Source organism: Vibrio sp. Vb2880, from assembly GCF_033337975.1.
In the GTDB taxonomy this organism is placed as follows: Bacteria; Pseudomonadota; Gammaproteobacteria; order Enterobacterales; family Vibrionaceae; genus Vibrio; species Vibrio alginolyticus.
Window position 1 is genome coordinate 134,523 of the sequence record NZ_JAWORT010000006.1, and the last position, 16,740, is coordinate 151,262.

General features: G+C 44.4%; 16 protein-coding genes. 8 read left to right on the forward strand and 8 right to left on the reverse strand.

From position 1 onward, the window contains the following. Nucleotides 1-8: 8 nt before the first annotated feature. From R7M92_RS09000 to galU, 4 genes are all read left to right on the forward strand, one after another. On the forward strand, nt 9-1,160 hold the full coding sequence (locus R7M92_RS09000) for a glycosyltransferase family 4 protein (RefSeq protein ID WP_318133203.1): 1,152 nt from the start codon (nt 9-11) through the stop codon (nt 1,158-1,160). 24 nt (nt 1,161-1,184) lie between these two features. Next, on the forward strand, nt 1,185-3,290 hold the full coding sequence (locus tag R7M92_RS09005) for a YjbH domain-containing protein (protein WP_318133205.1): 2,106 nt from the start codon (nt 1,185-1,187) through the stop codon (nt 3,288-3,290). Between the two features lie 97 nt (nt 3,291-3,387). Next, nucleotides 3,388-4,554 (forward strand): nucleotide sugar dehydrogenase, encoded by a 1,167-nt coding sequence (locus tag R7M92_RS09010; protein ID WP_025604212.1) that lies wholly within the window; start codon nt 3,388-3,390, stop codon nt 4,552-4,554. 68 nt (nt 4,555-4,622) lie between these two features. Beyond that, a complete protein-coding gene (gene galU / locus R7M92_RS09015) occupies nt 4,623-5,501 on the forward strand; it encodes a UTP--glucose-1-phosphate uridylyltransferase GalU (protein ID WP_005397961.1) in 879 nt (292 codons plus the stop codon). Between the two features lie 97 nt (nt 5,502-5,598). On the opposite strand, the gene tpiA is transcribed toward galU, so the two are convergent. Next, the gene (gene tpiA / locus R7M92_RS09020) at nt 5,599-6,369 is read right to left on the reverse strand and encodes a triose-phosphate isomerase (RefSeq protein WP_005384863.1); all 771 of its coding nucleotides are present in this window, start codon (nt 6,367-6,369) and stop codon (nt 5,599-5,601) included. A gap of 269 nt (nt 6,370-6,638) precedes the next feature. On the opposite strand from tpiA, the gene R7M92_RS09025 reads away from it, so the two are divergent. The 3 genes from R7M92_RS09025 (at nt 6,639) to R7M92_RS09035 (ending at nt 9,254) form a co-directional block, all read left to right on the forward strand. Beyond that, nucleotides 6,639-6,986, forward strand: a complete 348-nt coding sequence (locus R7M92_RS09025) for a 5-carboxymethyl-2-hydroxymuconate Delta-isomerase (protein WP_053303354.1) — start codon at nt 6,639-6,641, stop codon at nt 6,984-6,986. Between the two features lie 162 nt (nt 6,987-7,148). Continuing rightward, nucleotides 7,149-7,571, forward strand: coding sequence for a DUF805 domain-containing protein (locus R7M92_RS09030; protein WP_005384868.1), 423 nt, complete (start codon nt 7,149-7,151; stop codon nt 7,569-7,571). Between the two features lie 1,416 nt (nt 7,572-8,987). After that, nucleotides 8,988-9,254, forward strand: coding sequence for a GIY-YIG nuclease family protein (locus R7M92_RS09035; protein WP_372051706.1), 267 nt, complete (start codon nt 8,988-8,990; stop codon nt 9,252-9,254). Here the strand turns inward: R7M92_RS09035 and R7M92_RS09040 are convergent. The 3 genes from R7M92_RS09040 to glpX form a co-directional block, all read right to left on the reverse strand. Then, nucleotides 9,248-9,598: a DUF3135 domain-containing protein gene (locus tag R7M92_RS09040; RefSeq protein WP_213877138.1), complete on the reverse strand. Its 351-nt coding sequence runs from the start codon at nt 9,596-9,598 to the stop codon at nt 9,248-9,250. The genes R7M92_RS09035 and R7M92_RS09040 overlap by 7 nt on opposite strands. A 160-nt stretch (nt 9,599-9,758) precedes the next feature. Beyond that, entirely contained in the window at nt 9,759-10,379 is a 621-nt protein-coding gene (locus R7M92_RS09045) for a helix-turn-helix transcriptional regulator (protein WP_005379532.1), read from the reverse strand. A gap of 715 nt (nt 10,380-11,094) precedes the next feature. Then, nucleotides 11,095-12,102 carry a class II fructose-bisphosphatase gene (glpX, locus tag R7M92_RS09050; protein ID WP_005383180.1) on the reverse strand — a complete coding sequence of 336 codons (1,008 nt, stop codon included), beginning with the start codon at nt 12,100-12,102 and terminating at the stop codon, nt 11,095-11,097. 348 nt (nt 12,103-12,450) lie between these two features. Between glpX and zapB the strand changes: the two genes are divergently transcribed. Then, nucleotides 12,451-12,693: a cell division protein ZapB gene (zapB, locus tag R7M92_RS09055; protein WP_005379536.1), complete on the forward strand. Its 243-nt coding sequence runs from the start codon at nt 12,451-12,453 to the stop codon at nt 12,691-12,693. Nucleotides 12,694-12,828: 135 nt separating this feature from the next. On the opposite strand, the gene rraA is transcribed toward zapB, so the two are convergent. The 4 genes from rraA to hslV form a co-directional block, all read right to left on the reverse strand. Next, nucleotides 12,829-13,335: a ribonuclease E activity regulator RraA gene (rraA, locus tag R7M92_RS09060; RefSeq protein WP_033905997.1), complete on the reverse strand. Its 507-nt coding sequence runs from the start codon at nt 13,333-13,335 to the stop codon at nt 12,829-12,831. A 76-nt stretch (nt 13,336-13,411) separates the two neighbouring features. Then, nucleotides 13,412-14,329: a 1,4-dihydroxy-2-naphthoate polyprenyltransferase gene (locus R7M92_RS09065; protein ID WP_172563400.1), complete on the reverse strand. Its 918-nt coding sequence runs from the start codon at nt 14,327-14,329 to the stop codon at nt 13,412-13,414. A 458-nt stretch (nt 14,330-14,787) separates the two neighbouring features. Further along, nucleotides 14,788-16,119, reverse strand: a complete 1,332-nt coding sequence (gene hslU / locus R7M92_RS09070) for an HslU--HslV peptidase ATPase subunit (RefSeq protein ID WP_025768349.1) — start codon at nt 16,117-16,119, stop codon at nt 14,788-14,790. A 23-nt stretch (nt 16,120-16,142) separates the two neighbouring features. Next, entirely contained in the window at nt 16,143-16,694 is a 552-nt protein-coding gene (hslV, locus tag R7M92_RS09075; protein WP_226421504.1) for an ATP-dependent protease subunit HslV, read from the reverse strand. Nucleotides 16,695-16,740 lie beyond the last annotated feature (46 nt).

Below are 16,740 nucleotides of genomic sequence, written 5' to 3' on the forward strand. Positions count from 1 at the left end.
GTAGTTAGATGAAAACGGTTGCGATTTCAGCAAATACAAGTTGGTATTTATATAATTTCAGAAGAAACACCATTACGGCGTTGTTGGACGCTGATTATCAGGTTGTAGCTATAGCCCCTAAAGATGATTATTCACCGAAGCTTGAATCACTTGGAGCAAGCTTTTGTCATATCAACATTGACCAAGGGGGTACAAATCCTGTTAAAGATATTGGTACGTTTTTCTCATTTATCAAAATCTTTAAGAGCGTCAAACCCGATGTGGTACTGAACTTTACTCCAAAGAATAATATCTACGGTACGTTAGCTGGGCATTTTGTTGGCTCTAAGTCGGTCAATAATATTGCCGGCTTAGGTATGGTCTTTATTAATGAAGGCCTTACGTCTAAGATTGCCAGATTGCTGTATAAAATGAGCCAATCTAAAGCAAGTAAGATCTTCTTTCAAAATGAAGACGATAAAACGTTGTTTTTGGAGAACCGGTTAGCGCCATCGTATCTTGTTGATCGTTTACCTGGTTCGGGAGCTGATCTCAACCGTTTTCAAGTTAGCCCAGCAAATGATGACGGTGTAATTCGCTTTTTATTGATTGCCAGAATGTTGTACGACAAAGGCATTGGTCACTACGTTGAAGCGGCTCGCGCATTGAAGTCTAAACATGGTGATAAGGTTGAATTTCGATTACTAGGTTTTCTTGATGTTAATAACCCTTCAGCTGTCTCTAGTAGTGATATGCAAAAGTGGGTTGATGAAGGCATTGTAAGTTATCTTGGCACTTCTGATTGTGTAGAAGAGGAGATTGCGAAGGTAGATTGCATGGTGCTTCCTTCATTCTATCGAGAGGGAGTACCTAAATCGTTACTTGAAGCGGCGGCAATGGGGAAACCCATAGTAACAACTGACAATGTTGGTTGTCGTGAAACGGTTGACGATGGAGTCAATGGTTATTTATGTGCTCCTCGTTCGACAGAGAGTTTAATTGAAAAACTGGATTTGGTGATCAACCTCACTCATCAAGAAAGGTTAACAATGGGACAATTCAGTCGTCAAATAGTTGAACGAGAGTTTGATGAGCAGTTAGTCATACAAAAATACTTGGACGCAGTGGAAGATTGCTTTCAAAAAGAAAAAACTCAAGCAGAAGGCCTTAGTGCCAGTTAGCAAAACTAAATAAAATAAAGAGTTATGATCAAAAAGATTTCAGTGGATGAAGTAACGATAATTACCCTATCGTTGGCTTTTAGTTGTGGCGTCGCGGCAAACGAATTGCAGACGCTAAATTCTAACCAAAGCTTTAGTGGACTGGTTTTTAACCCTAATGCTCAAGTTAAAGAGTATGGCGACTTTGGTGTATCTTTTGCCCAAGGGCGCCCTTGGCTTGACGAGGTGCAAGGTTTAGATTCTATAAAAGTATCTTTCGGCCTCATTGAAGGGTTAGAGGCTCATGGTAGTATCGTTACTTATGATTATAACTCGAACTGTTTTAAAACAGGCTGTGGCGGTATTCGAGATTTATCATTATCACTGAAGTATCAGGTTCCCAATTTTTGGGGGAATGAGAACTTAGATTTTGCTTTGGGTATGCAAGATGTCGGTGGGGCTGCAAATAAGCTCATGACTAATTTTGCCGTCGCTGATTATACGTTTAATGCACTTCCCTTAAGGGTTTCTGCTGGTTTCGGTCAGTCAGAAGAGCGTTTGATGGGTGTTCTAGATGGCCCTTTTGGTGGCTTTGAATACCAACCTTTTGACTTTGTTCAACTAGTAGGAGAGTACGATTCAGTAGAATTCAACTCTTCTATAAAAGTGTTCACTCCCGATGATTTACTGCCTAATGATATAACCGCCTCATTAAGCTACCAGATTTATTCTGGTCATGAATCGGATGGTTCAAGCGTTTGGAGTGCTGCACTCTCGATGCCATTGATAACGGAATACTCTCGCTCTCGCGACTACGCGAAGAATAATATGACGTTAATGGATCGTTTAGTCGTTGAGCAAAACAAAGCGCAACAAGCGTCAATTTCCTCTTTGGTTAGTGCGTTAAAAAATGAAGGCTTCGTTAATGTTCAAGTGGGCGTATCAAATGGCAAAGTTGTAGTGGCTGTAGAAAACCGCCGCTACAACCATAACCAAGTTGACGGACTAGGTGTCGCTCTGGGTATTGTGTCTAGTCATTTAGGTCAAAATGCGGCGCAAGATATAAGCGCTGCATCGGATCAATTTGAACTTGTGATGCTTGCCAACCAAAAACCAGTGGTCAGCGTTTTGTCTGACGCTAACTGTTACCAAAGTTTCGTCAATGGTAGCGCAGCTTGTGATGACATTCAGTTTATCACGCGCGATTTACCGGAAAGATTAGACATGGTTGATTGGAAAACGGAGCGAGTTAATTCAGGCACTTTAGATTCGCAGATCGTGCTTTCTCCTATGGTAAGGCATGGTTTTGCAACCGAGTACGGTGTGTATGATTACTCTTTTGCTATGTCTAGCAACTTATACACCTACCTATGGTCTGGCGCGGCAATTGATGTTCGTCATATTTTACCTTTAGCTGAAAGTGATGATTTTGAAGAGGGTGGGTATTTCGAAGACAGCGCGTACGAGAACGAGATTGATCGTGCAATGGTGCATCAGTTCTTCCGTTTACCATATGTCGATATTGCTAACCAGGTCTCTCTAGGCTTGGTTAAGTCGGATTATATCGGTGCGCGCAGCGAATCAGCTTGGTTCTCTCAATCGGGCAACCATGAGTTGGGACTAGAGATGAGCTACTTCCAACATCAAGACGAAAAAGACAAAAATGGTTATGCGAATCCAGACCGCCAAACCTTTTTAACTCGTTACACATTCTCTATGCCAGAGTGGGATTGGCAGTTTAACGCAACTGCTGGCGAGTTTTGGAAAGGGGATGTCGGCGCAAAATTCACGACATCACATTGGTTTGAAGACATAGAAGTATCAGCAAGTTATCAGGTGACAAAGTTTAATGATACAGACGAAGAGCAGTTTGTCACTGTGTCAGTAAAACTGCCATTAACGCCATGGCGCGATATGTCGCCGGGAGTGATACAAGTTCGTGGTAACGAGGCTTATGATTTCAACGTTACGACTCGAGTTGGCAACGATACAAACTATTTGGCAGCAGGCCAGGGTGATGAACTCGTGATGGATAATAGTATGCTTCGCCGCTACTTTAACCGAGGCCGTTATGGTCAAGAGTACTTTGAGCAGAACAAGCTTCGCATTCGCAATGCTTATTTGCGTTACTTGGGTACTCAATTGAATTAAGTTGTGTTGCTAGTTAGGCTTTTAGTTAATCGCCGCACTCTACCGAGAGTGTCGGTGTTTTGATATGCTAGCGTCAGTTAAATAATAGGAAATAAAAATGAAAATTGCTGTAGCAGGCACGGGCTACGTCGGTTTGTCCAATGCCATGTTATTGTCACAAAACCATGAGGTTGTGGCGGTTGATATTATCCAAGAAAAAGTGGACTTGTTGAATGACAAGAAATCTCCAATTGTTGATGCGGAAATCGAACATTTCCTTGCAAACAAAGAACTCAACTTTATCGCGACGCTAGATAAAGAGCTGGCTTACAAAGACGCGGAGTTTGTTGTTATTGCTACACCAACGGATTATGACCCTCAAACGAACTACTTTAATACTTCTTCAGTTGAAGCAGTGATTAAAGATGTGATGGCAATTAATCCAGATGCAGTTATGGTGATTAAGTCGACTGTACCTGTGGGTTATACTGCGCGCATTAAAGAGGAGCTCGGTTGTCAGAATGTTATGTTCTCTCCAGAGTTTCTTCGTGAAGGTAAAGCTCTTTACGATAACCTACACCCGTCTCGCATTATCGTTGGTGAGCGTAGCGAACGTGCAGAGAAGTTCGCTAATCTTTTAGTTGAAGGTGCGGTAAAAGAAGACATCTCGGTTTTGTTTACTGACTCTACAGAAGCCGAAGCGGTTAAGTTGTTCTCAAACACATACCTAGCGATGCGCGTAGCTTATTTCAATGAGTTAGATTCGTATGCTGAAGCACACAACCTTGATGCTCGCCAAATTATAGAAGGTGTTGGCTTAGACCCTCGTATTGGCAATCACTACAACAACCCGTCATTCGGTTATGGTGGTTACTGCTTACCTAAAGATACAAAGCAATTGTTAGCAAACTACCAAGAAGTTCCTAATAACATCATTGGTGCAATTGTTGATGCAAACCGCACTCGTAAAGATTTTATTGCAGACTCCATTATCAAACGTCAGCCAAAAGTAGTGGGCATTTACCGCTTAATTATGAAAGCTGGTTCAGATAACTTCCGCGCTTCGTCTATTCAAGGCATTATGAAGCGTATTAAAGCGAAAGGTATTGAAGTAGTGGTTTACGAGCCGGTACTGCAGGAAGATGAGTTCTTCCATTCTGCCGTTATCCGCGATATTGAAGAGTTCAAACAAATGTCTGATGTTATTGTTTCTAACCGCATGGTTGAGGAACTAGCTGATGTGGCTGATAAAGTTTACACCCGTGACCTGTTTGGTAGCGATTAATTAGTCTTTATATTCAAAATAATATAACAGGCTCCCTCAGAGGAGCCTTTTTTTAGTTGGTAATGGTTATGATTAAAAAATGTTTATTCCCTGCAGCGGGCTACGGCACACGTTTCCTTCCTGCAACTAAGTCGATGCCGAAAGAAATGATGCCAGTGGTGAACAAGCCATTGATTGAATACGGTGTTGAAGAAGCGATTGAAGCCGGTATGGACGGTATGTGCATCGTCACCGGTCGTGGTAAGCACTCGTTAATGGATCACTTTGATAAAAACTATGAGTTAGAGCATCAAATTAGCGGTACAAGTAAAGAAGCGCTGCTTGATGATATTCGTTCTTTGATTGATTCTGCGAGTTACACTTACATTCGTCAGCGTGAAATGAAAGGCTTAGGTCACGCTATTCTTACGGGACGTGAACTGGTCGGTGATGAACCGTTTGCTGTTGTGCTCGCGGATGACCTATGTGTGAATGAGGACAAAGGCGTTCTAGCGCAAATGGTTGAGCTGTACAAACAGTTCCGCTGTTCAATCGTTGCGGTACAAGAAGTGCCGGAATCAGAAACGCATAAATACGGTGTGATTGCTGGTGAGATGATCAAAGATGATATCTTCCGCATTGATAACATGGTTGAAAAGCCAGAGCCAGGTACTGCACCTAGCAATCTAGCGATTATTGGTCGCTACATTCTGACACCTGATATCTTTGAACTGATTGAAAATACAGAGCCGGGTAAAGGTGGTGAGATTCAAATCACCGATGCGTTAATGCAACAAGCTCAATCTGGTTGTGTTTTGGCATACAAATTTAAAGGTCAACGCTTTGATTGCGGTAGTGTAGAAGGCTACATTGAAGCTACAAATTACTGCTACGAGAACCTTTATAAGAAAGATTCCAGTGCGGAGCTCGCGAAAAAGCCAACCGTGAAAATTGCTGAGCCAGCGTAAATCGGAACTTCCTATTAGGTACTCCGACGGTACAACACAAACAAAAAGGGATGCATGATGCATCCCTTTGTTATTTCTACTCTCAGTAAAAACGAGATTAAGCTTTTGCTTTAGCCGCTGCTTTAGCGATTGCCGCGAAGCTTTTCGCGTCTAGAGAAGCGCCGCCAACTAGAGCACCGTCGATGTCTGGTTGTGAGAAGTAAGCTTCAGCGTTTTCTGGCTTAACAGAGCCGCCGTATTGGATGATTACTTGTGCTGCAACTGCTTCGTCTTTCGCTGCGATTAGTGCGCGGATAGAAGCGTGGATGCGTTGTGCATCTTCAGCGGTTGCTGCTTTACCAGTACCGATAGCCCAGATTGGTTCGTAAGCGATGATTGCGCCGTTTAGAGCTTCAACACCGTAAGTGTCGATAACTGCGTTGATTTGACGTGCACATACAGCTTCAGTTTCGCCAGCTTCGTTTTGCGCTTCAGATTCACCGATACAGAAAACAGGTGTTAGGCCGTTTTCTTTTAGGAAGTTGAATTTCTTAGCGATAAACTCGTCAGATTCGTTGTGGTATTCACGACGCTCTGAGTGACCGATGATGATGTGAGTAGCACCGAAATCTTTCAGCATTTCTGGAGACATATCGCCAGTGAACGCACCGCTGTTGTTTAGGTCAGTGTTTTGAGCACCTAGGATGATCTTGTTACCGCCTTCAGCGATTACGCGCTCTGCTAGGTCGATGTAAAGTGCTGGTGGAGCGACTGCTACGTCAACACCTTCAACGCCTTCAAGCTCAGCGTTAAGACCAGTTAGCAGCTCAGTTACCATTGCTTTGCTGCCGTTTAGTTTCCAGTTACCCATCACTACAGGACGACGCATAGGAATATCTCCCTTATCTTTAATGTAAATAGTCAATTAATGTAAAAAATCTACGTAGGAATATAACAGAATAATGTGAACAGATCATGATTGGTGTCATGTCTTGTCCGGCTTTCTTTACTGATTCGACCAAGCAGCGATCCTGTTATTTTTGTCAAAAGCAATCGATTGGTGATCACGTAGACAGAATGATAGTTCATTCCTCGGAAATTGCTGCTGAGATTGGTATTACTACGCGCTGGAATTAATAGTTGTAGAAAGGAATCAAAATGCCAAATCTCGTTTTAGAGTATTCAAACTCGGTTGAAGAACGTGTCAATGTTCAGGGGTTGCTGGAGGATTTACATAAAACGGCGTTAGAAAGTGGCCTTTTTGAACTCGCGTCGGTGAAATCTAGAACGCTCCGGTGCCACAATTGGTTAATAGGAGAGGAGGGAGATAGCCTCGATTTTATCCATATCAACTTTGATTTGTTATCTGGTCGCTCCCAAGAACAAAAGCGAGAACTGTCACGATCCTTGATGGCGACACTTCAAGAGCAAGCTAGTCACGTGCACAGTTTAACGGTCAATATCCGAGACATGGATATAGATAGCTTCCAAAAGGTAGTGAACTAGGTTGCGCTGAATTGCCCGAGAATAGCGAGGGGTTATTGTTACAAATTCTCAGCCTGGCTCTGCTTGTGGTAAGGTCGTTGTGGGCACCCAAGCTATCGGTGTCCTTTCCAAACTATATCGACTCGGCTAATCTATAACCTTTCTACTTTGGGGTAAAATTTGATGTCGACTAAAGAGTTACTGTTTTCTTTTCAAGGACGTATAAACCGTAAAACATACTGGATTTGGAACGTCATTTACTATGTGTCCATTCTAGGCTTTGGTGCCGGTATCAGCCAGCTGCTTCCGACTCTCTCCTATGTGCTTCTTCCTATTTTCTTGGTGGTTCTGTTGATCCCTGATTTGGCGATCACCACCAAGCGTTGGCACGACCGCAACAAATCGATCTATTGGCTAGCACTGAATATTCCGTTGATTATCGGACGAATTGCCACGCCAATGACCAGCCCTGCCGCGCAAGAGCCGTCGACCCCACAGATGTTCGTTGCTTCCATTTCTCTGATTTGTGGTTTATGGATTCTAATTGAATGTGGGTTCTTAAAGGGAACATCAGGACCAAACCAATATGGCCCTGAGCCGGAGTAATTGCTTCAAGTATCGTGCGTGCTGAAAGTAGATTCTTAGTCTCGCTAAGGCTCGCTAGAATGACGAACTCTTTTGATTTAGAGGCTGTTAAACTCACCGTCATTCTGAACTGCGAGGGACGATCGTGATTCAGAATCTATCGTCCGCTTGAGCAGTGTTTAAGCTGAGCGGAAAAGAATAGGAGCTTGCTGTTACTAGATTCTTAGTCTCGCTGAGGCTCGCTAGAATGACGATCCTTTTTGGTTTGGAGGCTGTTAAAGTCATCATCATTCTGAACAGCGAGGGACGAGTGTGATTCAGAATCTATCGTCCGCTTGAGCCCTGGTTAAGCTGTGTGTGAAAGAGTAGGAGTTTGCTGTTACCAGATCCTTAGTCTCGCTAAGGCTCGCTAGAATGACGAACTCTTTTGATTTAGAGGCTGTTAAACTCACCGTCATTCTGAACTGCGAGGGACGAGCGTGATTCAGAATCTATCGTCCGCTTGGGCCCTGGTTAAGCTGTGTGAAAGAGTAGGAGTTTGCTGTTACCAGATCCTTAGTCTCGCTAAGGCTCGCTAGAATGACGAGCTCTTTTTATTTAGAGGCTCTTAAAGTCATCGTCATTCTGAACAACGAGGAACGAGGTGATTCAGAATCTATCATCCGGTTGAGTAGTGGTTAAGCTGAGCGGGAAAGAATAGGAGCTTGCTGATACCAGATTCTTAGTTTCGCTGCGGCTCGCTAGAATGACGATCCTTTTTGGTTTGGAGGCTGTTAAAGTCATCATCATTCTGAACAGCGAGGAACGAGTGTGATTCAGAATCTATCGTCCGATTGTGCGGTGGTTTAGGTGAACGGGAAAGAATAGGAGCTTGCTGATACCAGATTCTTAGTTTCGCTGCGGCTCGCTAGAATGACGGACTCTTTTGATTTAGAGGCTGTTAAAGCCACTGTCATTCTGAACAGCGAAGAATGAGCGTGGTCCAGAATCTATCGTCCGGTTGAGCAGTGGTTAAGCTGAGCGGGAAAGAATAGGAGCTTGCTGTTACCAGATTCTTAGTTTCGCTAAAGCTCGATTGAGTGACGAGCTCCTTTGATTTAGAGTCTGTGAAAGCCATCGTCATTCTGAACAGCGAGGAACGAAGTGATTCAGAATCTATCGTCCGATTGAACAGTGGCCAAGGTGAGCGGGAAAGAATAGGGGCTTGCTGTTACCAGATCCTTAGCTTTGCTAAAGCTCGCTAGAATGACGATCCTTTTTGGTTTGGAGGCTGTTAAAGTCATCATCATTCTGAACAGCGAGGGACGAGTGTGATTCAGAATCTACGCATAGAGCGCTCCGAGTTCGAAATAAACTGACTGAGCTTGCGAATTACAATGGAAAAGTAACAGCGAATAATGAAGAGAATGAATCATCGATAAGACACCTTGCGTTTATATCCTAACGTCAAATAACAACGCCGTTCTCTACATAGGTGTTACCAGTCAGCTGCCCCAAAGAATATGGCAACATAAAAATGGAGTAGTGGAAGGGTTTACTAAGAAATACAACGTTCATAAGCTCGTTTACTTTGAGTTATTCGACGATATGGCTACGGCTATAAACCGAGAAAAGCAGCTCAAGCAGTGGAAGCGTGAGTGGAAGTTAGCCTTGGTGAGAGAAACGAACCCTAACTTTCTCGATCTATCTACTGAGTATCAGTAAAAATCATCCCTATCTTTAAACGCGTTTAAGCTAACCACATCCGCTTTTTGTGTTGGTGCGGCTTCCCCTTGTAGCGCTGCTTTGAACTTCACGACCTGTTTTTGCAACTCGTTCATCAATACCACATTGGTGTGATGAGGGTTTTTACACGTGCTGATGACTCTATCGATGTGGCTTTGTTGAGCCCACAATCTTTCTTTCATATTTTCTGATGCGCTCTCGATCATCTCTTTCGCCATCTCATGACGAAATTGCTCAAAAGCTTCTGGGTCTCGCTCTGCCATTCGAACCATTTCATCGAATGGAGGAAGCGTTTGGGATGGGATATGACGTAGATTAGACATCGATGCTCTCCAAATCCTTATGGAAGTTGCCTTTAGTTACTAAAAGCCTATACCACTAGAAAGAGGAGAGAGGATGAATTCTTCAGCCGTCTCACTTATAAGAGAAGCTTTCAAGCTTGAGATTGAATAAGTGCGGCATGTCGATGTTTGGTTGTGGTGGTTACTGCAGTTGTTGGATGCGGTAAACGCAGCGTCTTTGGCCACTAATGATGTGTTCGGTACGCTCTACTTTGGTGTCACGTCCAAGTAAAGACTGAAAGACACTTAATTCTGATTGGCACAAGCTTGGGCAGCGAGTTGCGGCTTTACAAATCGGACAGTGATTTTCGATTAAGATAAATCCGTTCTCATCTTTCTCGAGTTCAGCCATATAGCCTTCTTGCTCTCTTAATGTGACGAGTGTTTCTAGTTTGCTTTGCAGAGAGTCGCATTGCTCAAGATGCTGACGATAACTTTGTAACGTGAGTTTTTCCCTCTCTGATGTGACTTTTTCCAGTCCATCTTTGCCAAAGATATGTTCGACAGCTTCTATAAACTGAATGGTCAACTCACCGTGACGGTCAGCAAATTGCTCATGACCTTTTTGAGTGAGAGACCAATGACGAGCAGGGCGACCAACTTTTACTTTTACGTCATGGATAGAAAGAATGCCATCATCTTCTAAACTTTGCAGGTGCTGACGAGCCCCCATGGTTGTCATACCTAGCTCAGAGGAGAGTTGTTTTGCAGTGACGGAGCCATCACGCTTAACGATTTGCAATATCCTATCTACGGTCTTCATATACCCACCATTTATACGTCAGTACATATTATGCGCGATAGGGTTAGTAAAGAAAAGTGTTGACTTAATTTGAGTGTGGATTTGTAGGGGCGATGTTCATATGAGCCAATATATGTCGTCATTCTGAACAGCGAGGAACGAGGTGATTCAGAATCTATCGTCCGATTGTGCAGCGGTTAAGGCGAGCAGGAAGAATAGGAGTTTGCTGTTACCAGATTCTTAGTCTCTCTGGAACTCGCTAGAGTGACGAGTTCTTTCGATTTAGAGCTTATTAAAATCACCGTCATTCTGAACAACGAGGAACGAGGTGATTCAGAATCCATCTTCTGGTTGAGCAGTGGTTAAGGTGAGCGGGAAAGAATAGGAGTTTGCTGTTACCAGATTCTTAGTCTCGCTGGAACTGGCTAGAATGACGAGTTCTTTTGATTTAGGGCTAATTAAAGTCACCGTCATTCTGAACAACGAGGAACGAGGTGATTCAGAATCTATTTTTTGGTTGAGTAGTGGTTAAGGTGACCAGGAAAGAATAGGAGCTTGTTACAACTAGATTCTTAGTCTCGCTGGAACTCGCTAGAATGACGAGTTCTTTCGATTTAGAGCTTATTAAAGTCACCGTCATTCTGAACAACGAGGAACGAGTGTGATTCAGAAGCTATTGCCCGTTGTGCGGAAAGAAAGGCTCAAGCTCAGACTGAGCGAGAGCCTCGAGAAATGCTTAAAGAATAATATCGCGTACTTCTGGATCTTTACGATCTAGGTAGTGAGTCGACTTAATGCGGCGAATAGTTCGGCATCGACCGCGCACGAGCAGCGTTTCTGTGGTTGCAATATTGCCTTGACGAGAGATACCTTCCAGCAAGTCACCTTTAGTGATGCCTGTAGCTGAAAATACCACATTGTCGCTACGAGCCATGTCTTCCATTTTGAGGACAACATTCGCTTTTACGCCCATTTCATCGCAGCGTTTTAGTTCATCTGCACCGTAAATGCGGTTTTCTTCAGTATCGCCTTTTACCTCATGACGAGGAAGCAGGCGACCGTGCATGTCACCGTCTAGCGCTCGAATTACCGCTGCTGATACAACCCCTTCTGGCGCACCGCCAATACAGTACATCATGTCCACTTCACTGTCTGGCATACAAGTTAGAATAGAGGCAGCGACGTCACCATCAGGCACCGCAAAAACACGTACGCCCATTGCTTGCATTTCTGCAATAACGTCATCGTGGCGAGGCTTCGCAAGGGTAATAACGACTAGGGTATCAAGTGGCTTGTTCAGGGCTTTTGCTACGTTCTCTAGGTTTTCTTTTAACGGCTTTTCTAAGTCAATTACGCCTTTTGCACCAGGGCCAACAACCAGTTTTTCCATGTACATATCTGGCGCTTTAAGAAAGCTGCCTTTCTCACCTGCGGCAAGTACGGCTAGTGCGTTCGATTGTCCCATTGCCGTCATACGCGTCCCTTCAATCGGGTCAACAGCGATATCCACTTCATCACCACCAATACCCACTTGCTCACCAATGTACAGCATTGGCGCATCATCGATTTCACCCTCACCAATGACAATTTCACCACTGATATCTGTTTTGTTCAGTAGCGTGCGCATAACTTCAACAGCTGCGCCATCGGCTGCGTTTTTATCGCCACGGCCAAGCCATTTGTAACCAGCCAGAGCTGCACCTTCAGTCACACGGGAAAATGCCATTGCTAAATCGCGTTTCATGATGTCTCCAAGTAAGCAAGAGGGAAGAAGAATTTGCGCGGCGATTCTATCACAAGGTCGAGTAAACGTTTGCCTTTTTGCGAGGCTTTTACTTTATCTAACTTGAATTTGATCAATACTTAGGGCGATTTTCAGCGTAGCGAGACGCAAAATCCTTGCTCAAAAATGCTTCGGCGACAAGAAAAGTCAGCGTTTAGTGAGATTGCGCTGATTTTTTGACCGAATGATGCAAAATATCGAATATAGTGAGTGTTTCTCATCGCGACGCTGAGTAGAATGAACCTTATATAGGTTAGGTGTGCATCAATCTCGCACATCGTCCCAACGGAATAACATAGGTAGGCCAAGATGTCTTTTGAAGTACTAGAACAACTAGAATCTAAAATTCAAACTGCAGTTGACACAATCACTCTTCTTCAGATGGAAGTCGAAGAGCTGAAAGAAGATAAAGCTAAACTTGCGGAAGAAGCGAACGAGCTTCGCTCTCAACGTGAAGAGCTAGAGCAAAAAGCACAACAAGCACAGCAAGAGCACGCACAATGGCAAGAGCGCATTCGTGCACTACTTGGCAAAATGGACGAAGTGGAATAATTCGGCTTCTTCATTCCAAATTAAAAACACCCGCGTTAAGCGGGTGTTTGTGTTTTAGGGAAGTAGAAAATGTTAAGACAAGGCTAGGCGCTAAGAGCCAAGAGAAGACCCTATAACTTAGGCGCCTAAGACTCGTTATGCTTCTTCATCCAACTCTAAATCAATATTCAATGGTTCTGGCGACAGGATAATTCCGGTGCTATCAGCGTAAATGTAATCTTCTGGAAGGAAGCTAACGCCGCCAAAGTTGACTGGTATATCCAATTCGCCAATACCCTGGCTGGTCGCTCCAACAGGAATAGAGGCGAGGGCTTGAATGCCTAAGTTCATATCTTCAAGTTCATCTACTTCACGAACACAGCCGTAAACGACAATGCCTTCCCACTCGTTTTCTTCCGCAATGGTTGCGATTTCTGCATCGATAAGGGCTTTACGTAGGGAACCGCCACCGTCAATTAACAAAACGCGACCAAGTCCATCTTGCTCTAATGTCTCGCGGATCAACGAATTATCTTCAAAACACTTGATGGTGGTGATTTGCCCGGCAAATGAAGCGCGACCGCCAAAGTTACTGAACATTGGTTCAACCACATCTACCTGATCGAGGTAGATATCACAGAGTGCTGAGGTATTGTATTCCATAGCGTACCTTTCTAAACAGAAATTGGTTGTCTTTGAGTATATCTAGGCATTAAGTCAATGCAATGACAATCCTTTTTTAACTTACTAGAGTTTGAGCTACCACAATTGTTGCAAACAAAACGTTGGTGACTAGAGAACATTTCACGATGACTGGCATCATTGGTGCTATCTGAGCGGGCTTTTGTGTATGCCAAACCGCTTTACCATGATCGGCCACGAAATAAATACTAAGTAAAAATGGCAAGCTAATCCAAACGGGTTTGTCTTGAATTAACAAGTAAGCCGCAAAGGCAAGGATAGCTCCGCCAAGTAAAATAAAGTGGTACTGTTTGGCTTTACGTTGACCTAAGCGTACCGCCACCGTGCGTTTACCACACTCTCGGTCGTTCTCTATATCACGCATATTGTTGATATTGAGTACTGCAACGGCGAGTAAACCGCAGCCTAAAGCAGGTAAGAATAGCGTGGTGTCTACGTGACCGGTATGCAAGAAGTAGGTACCGGATACGCCGAGTAGACCAAAAAACAAGAACACTGATATATCGCCAAGCCCCACGTAACCGTATGGTTTGCTACCCATGGTATAAGCAATGGCTGCGAGAATGGCCAGAATTCCCAGCCCGATAAAAGTGACAATGCTTTCCAGTGAACTTAGTGAATAGAAAACCAACACCAAGCCTGAAATGGCGGTCAGAGCGATGTTAAAGATAATCGCCTGTTTCATCTGTTTCGCACTTACCGCGCCAGACTGCATCGCTCGTAATGGGCCGAGGCGTTTGTTGTTATCTGTACCTTGAACGGCATCGCCATAGTCGTTTGCCAGGTTGGACAGAATTTGCAGCAATGTCGCGGTTACGAAAGCCATGATGGCAATCGTCAGTGAGAAATGACCCGCCGAGTAGGCGAGTACGCTACCTGTTAAGATAGAGACCAATGCCAGAGGTAATGTTTTTGGACGAGCGGCTTCAAGCCAGATCTGTAGAGATTGTTTCATGGAAATTTCGTGCTAGTAACCAATGTGCCCAGTATAAGCACAAAGAGGCAGATACGCTATTGACCTAAAACAACTCAACTAGAAGTCAAAGGGTTATTCAGAATCTATCATCCGGTTGTGCAGTGGTGAAGGTGAGTGGGAAAGAAAGGCGTTTGCTGTTAGCAGATTCTTAGTATCGCTTAAGCTCGCTAGAATGACGAGAGCTTTTGATCTAGATGTTGTCTAAGTCACCGTCATTCTGAACAGCGAGGAACGAGTGTGATTCAGAATCTATCATCCGATTGTGAAGTGTTACGGTGAGAGAGAAAGAATAGGCGTCTGCTGTTACTAGATTCTTAGTCTCGCTTGAGCTCGCTAGAATGACGAGATCTTTTTGATTTAGGTGTTGTCACAGTGGCCGTCATTCTATACAAAAAGCCCAGAAACAAGGTTCTGGGCTTTGGTAAAATAGATTGCGATTAAAGAATAAAGCGGCTTAGATCTTCATCTTCAATTGTGTCGCCTAGGCGCGCTTTCACGTAAGCGGAATCAATAACGAATTTAGCGCCAGATTGCTCCGCTGCGTCGTAAGAGATTTCATCCATCAAGCGTTCCATTACGGTGTGTAAGCGACGAGCACCGATGTTTTCGGTGCTTTCGTTGACCGTCCATGCCGCTTCCGCGATTTGCGTGATGCCGTCTTCTGTGAATTCGATGTCCACATCTTCCGTTTTCATCAACGCAACGTACTGCTCTGTTAGAGAGGCTTTTGGTTCTGTCAGAATGCGTTTGAAGTCGTTGCTGCTTAGTGCTTCTAGCTCAACACGAATTGGTAGACGACCTTGCAATTCTGGGATCAAGTCAGATGGTTTTGCCACTTGGAATGCACCAGATGCAACAAACAGAATGTGGTCTGTTTTTACCATGCCGTGCTTGGTTGATACCGTGCTGCCTTCAATCAATGGAAGTAGGTCGCGCTGAACACCTTCGCGTGAAACGTCTGGGCCTGAGCTCTCGCCGCGTTTACAGATTTTGTCGATCTCATCGATAAATACGATGCCGTTGTTTTCAACGTTGAAAATCGCTGCTTCTTTTAGCTCTTCTTGGTTTACCAGTTTCGCCGCTTCTTCTTCCGCTAACGCTTTCATTGCGTCTTTGATTTTCAGCTTACGTTTTTTCTTGGTGTCGCCAGCGAGGTTTTGGAACATGCCTTGCAGCTGGTTAGTCATCTCTTCCATACCAGGAGGCGCCATGATCTCTACGCCCATTTGTGGTGCGGCTACGTCGATTTCAATTTCTTTATCGTCTAGTTGGCCTTCACGCAGTTTCTTACGGAAGATCTGGCGAGTGTGAGAAGACTCTTCCGTTTGCTCTGCTTGACCCCAGCTATCACGTGCTGGTGGCAGTAGCGCATCAAGAATGCGTTCTTCCGCTTGCTCTTCTGCGCGGAATTTCACTTTCTCCATCGCTTGTTGATGCGTCATTTTCACAGCGACATCGGTTAGGTCACGGATGATGGTCTCAACTTCTTTACCAACGTAACCCACTTCGGTGAATTTTGTCGCTTCAACTTTGATGAAAGGGGCATTTGCTAGTTTTGCAAGGCGTCGTGCGATTTCAGTCTTACCAACACCAGTAGGGCCAATCATCAAAATGTTTTTTGGTGTCACTTCGGCACGCAAGCTTTCTTCAAGCTGCATGCGGCGCCAGCGGTTACGAAGTGCAATCGCAACCGAACGCTTGGCTTTTTCTTGACCGATAATGTGGCGGTTCAATTCATGAACGATTTCGCGAGGCGTCATTTCAGACATATTCTTTCCTTACTTCGTTACGATTACGCGGTTGGTTTTTCAGGCTCTACTGTTGAGTCTAGCTCTTCTACCGTGTGGTGATGGTTAGTGAAGACACAAATATCACCCGCGATATTGAGAGATTTTTCCGCGATCTCACGAGCATCTAGATCTGTGTTTTCTAGTAGGGCGGTTGCGGCAGCTTGTGCGTAAGCACCACCAGAGCCAATCGCAATCAGGTCGTGTTCTGGCTGTACGACATCACCATTACCGGTAATGATTAACGATGCGGTTTCATCGGCAACGGCAAGTAAGGCTTCGAGCTTGCGCAAAGCACGATCGCTACGCCAGTCTTTGGCTAGCTCAACTGCCGCTTTGGTTAGGTGACCTTGGTGCATTTGCAGTTTGCTTTCGAAGCGCTCAAAAAGGGTGAAGGCATCCGCAGTACCGCCGGCAAAGCCCGCTAGTACTTGGTTGTTGTATAGGCGGCGAACTTTGCGCGCATTACCTTTCATTACGGTATTGCCTAGAGATACTTGGCCATCACCCGCGATGACGACTTTATTATTTCGACGTACAGATACAATGGTAGTCACAGTCGACCTCTTGATTATTTCTCTTTGGATTTAATTCAGTATATGG

Excerpts from the sequence above, each read along its gene's own strand:
- R7M92_RS09010 (WP_025604212.1), top strand. The coding sequence starts at position 3,388 with ATGAAAATTGCTGTAGCAGGCACGGGCTACGTCGGTTTGTCCAATGCC.
- R7M92_RS09000 (WP_318133203.1), top strand. The coding sequence starts at position 9 with ATGAAAACGGTTGCGATTTCAGCAAATACAAGTTGGTATTTATATAAT.
- zapB (WP_005379536.1), top strand. The coding sequence starts at position 12,451 with ATGTCTTTTGAAGTACTAGAACAACTAGAATCTAAAATTCAAACTGCA.
- rraA (WP_033905997.1), bottom strand. The coding sequence starts at position 13,335 with ATGGAATACAATACCTCAGCACTCTGTGATATCTACCTCGATCAGGTA.
- R7M92_RS09065 (WP_172563400.1), bottom strand. The coding sequence starts at position 14,329 with ATGAAACAATCTCTACAGATCTGGCTTGAAGCCGCTCGTCCAAAAACA.
- galU (WP_005397961.1), top strand. The coding sequence starts at position 4,623 with ATGATTAAAAAATGTTTATTCCCTGCAGCGGGCTACGGCACACGTTTC.
- glpX (WP_005383180.1), bottom strand. The coding sequence starts at position 12,102 with ATGAAACGCGATTTAGCAATGGCATTTTCCCGTGTGACTGAAGGTGCA.
- R7M92_RS09045 (WP_005379532.1), bottom strand. The coding sequence starts at position 10,379 with ATGAAGACCGTAGATAGGATATTGCAAATCGTTAAGCGTGATGGCTCC.
- R7M92_RS09030 (WP_005384868.1), top strand. The coding sequence starts at position 7,149 with ATGTCGACTAAAGAGTTACTGTTTTCTTTTCAAGGACGTATAAACCGT.
- R7M92_RS09025 (WP_053303354.1), top strand. The coding sequence starts at position 6,639 with ATGCCAAATCTCGTTTTAGAGTATTCAAACTCGGTTGAAGAACGTGTC.
- R7M92_RS09005 (WP_318133205.1), top strand. The coding sequence starts at position 1,185 with ATGATCAAAAAGATTTCAGTGGATGAAGTAACGATAATTACCCTATCG.
- tpiA (WP_005384863.1), bottom strand. The coding sequence starts at position 6,369 with ATGCGTCGTCCTGTAGTGATGGGTAACTGGAAACTAAACGGCAGCAAA.
- hslU (WP_025768349.1), bottom strand. The coding sequence starts at position 16,119 with ATGTCTGAAATGACGCCTCGCGAAATCGTTCATGAATTGAACCGCCAC.
- R7M92_RS09040 (WP_213877138.1), bottom strand. The coding sequence starts at position 9,598 with ATGTCTAATCTACGTCATATCCCATCCCAAACGCTTCCTCCATTCGAT.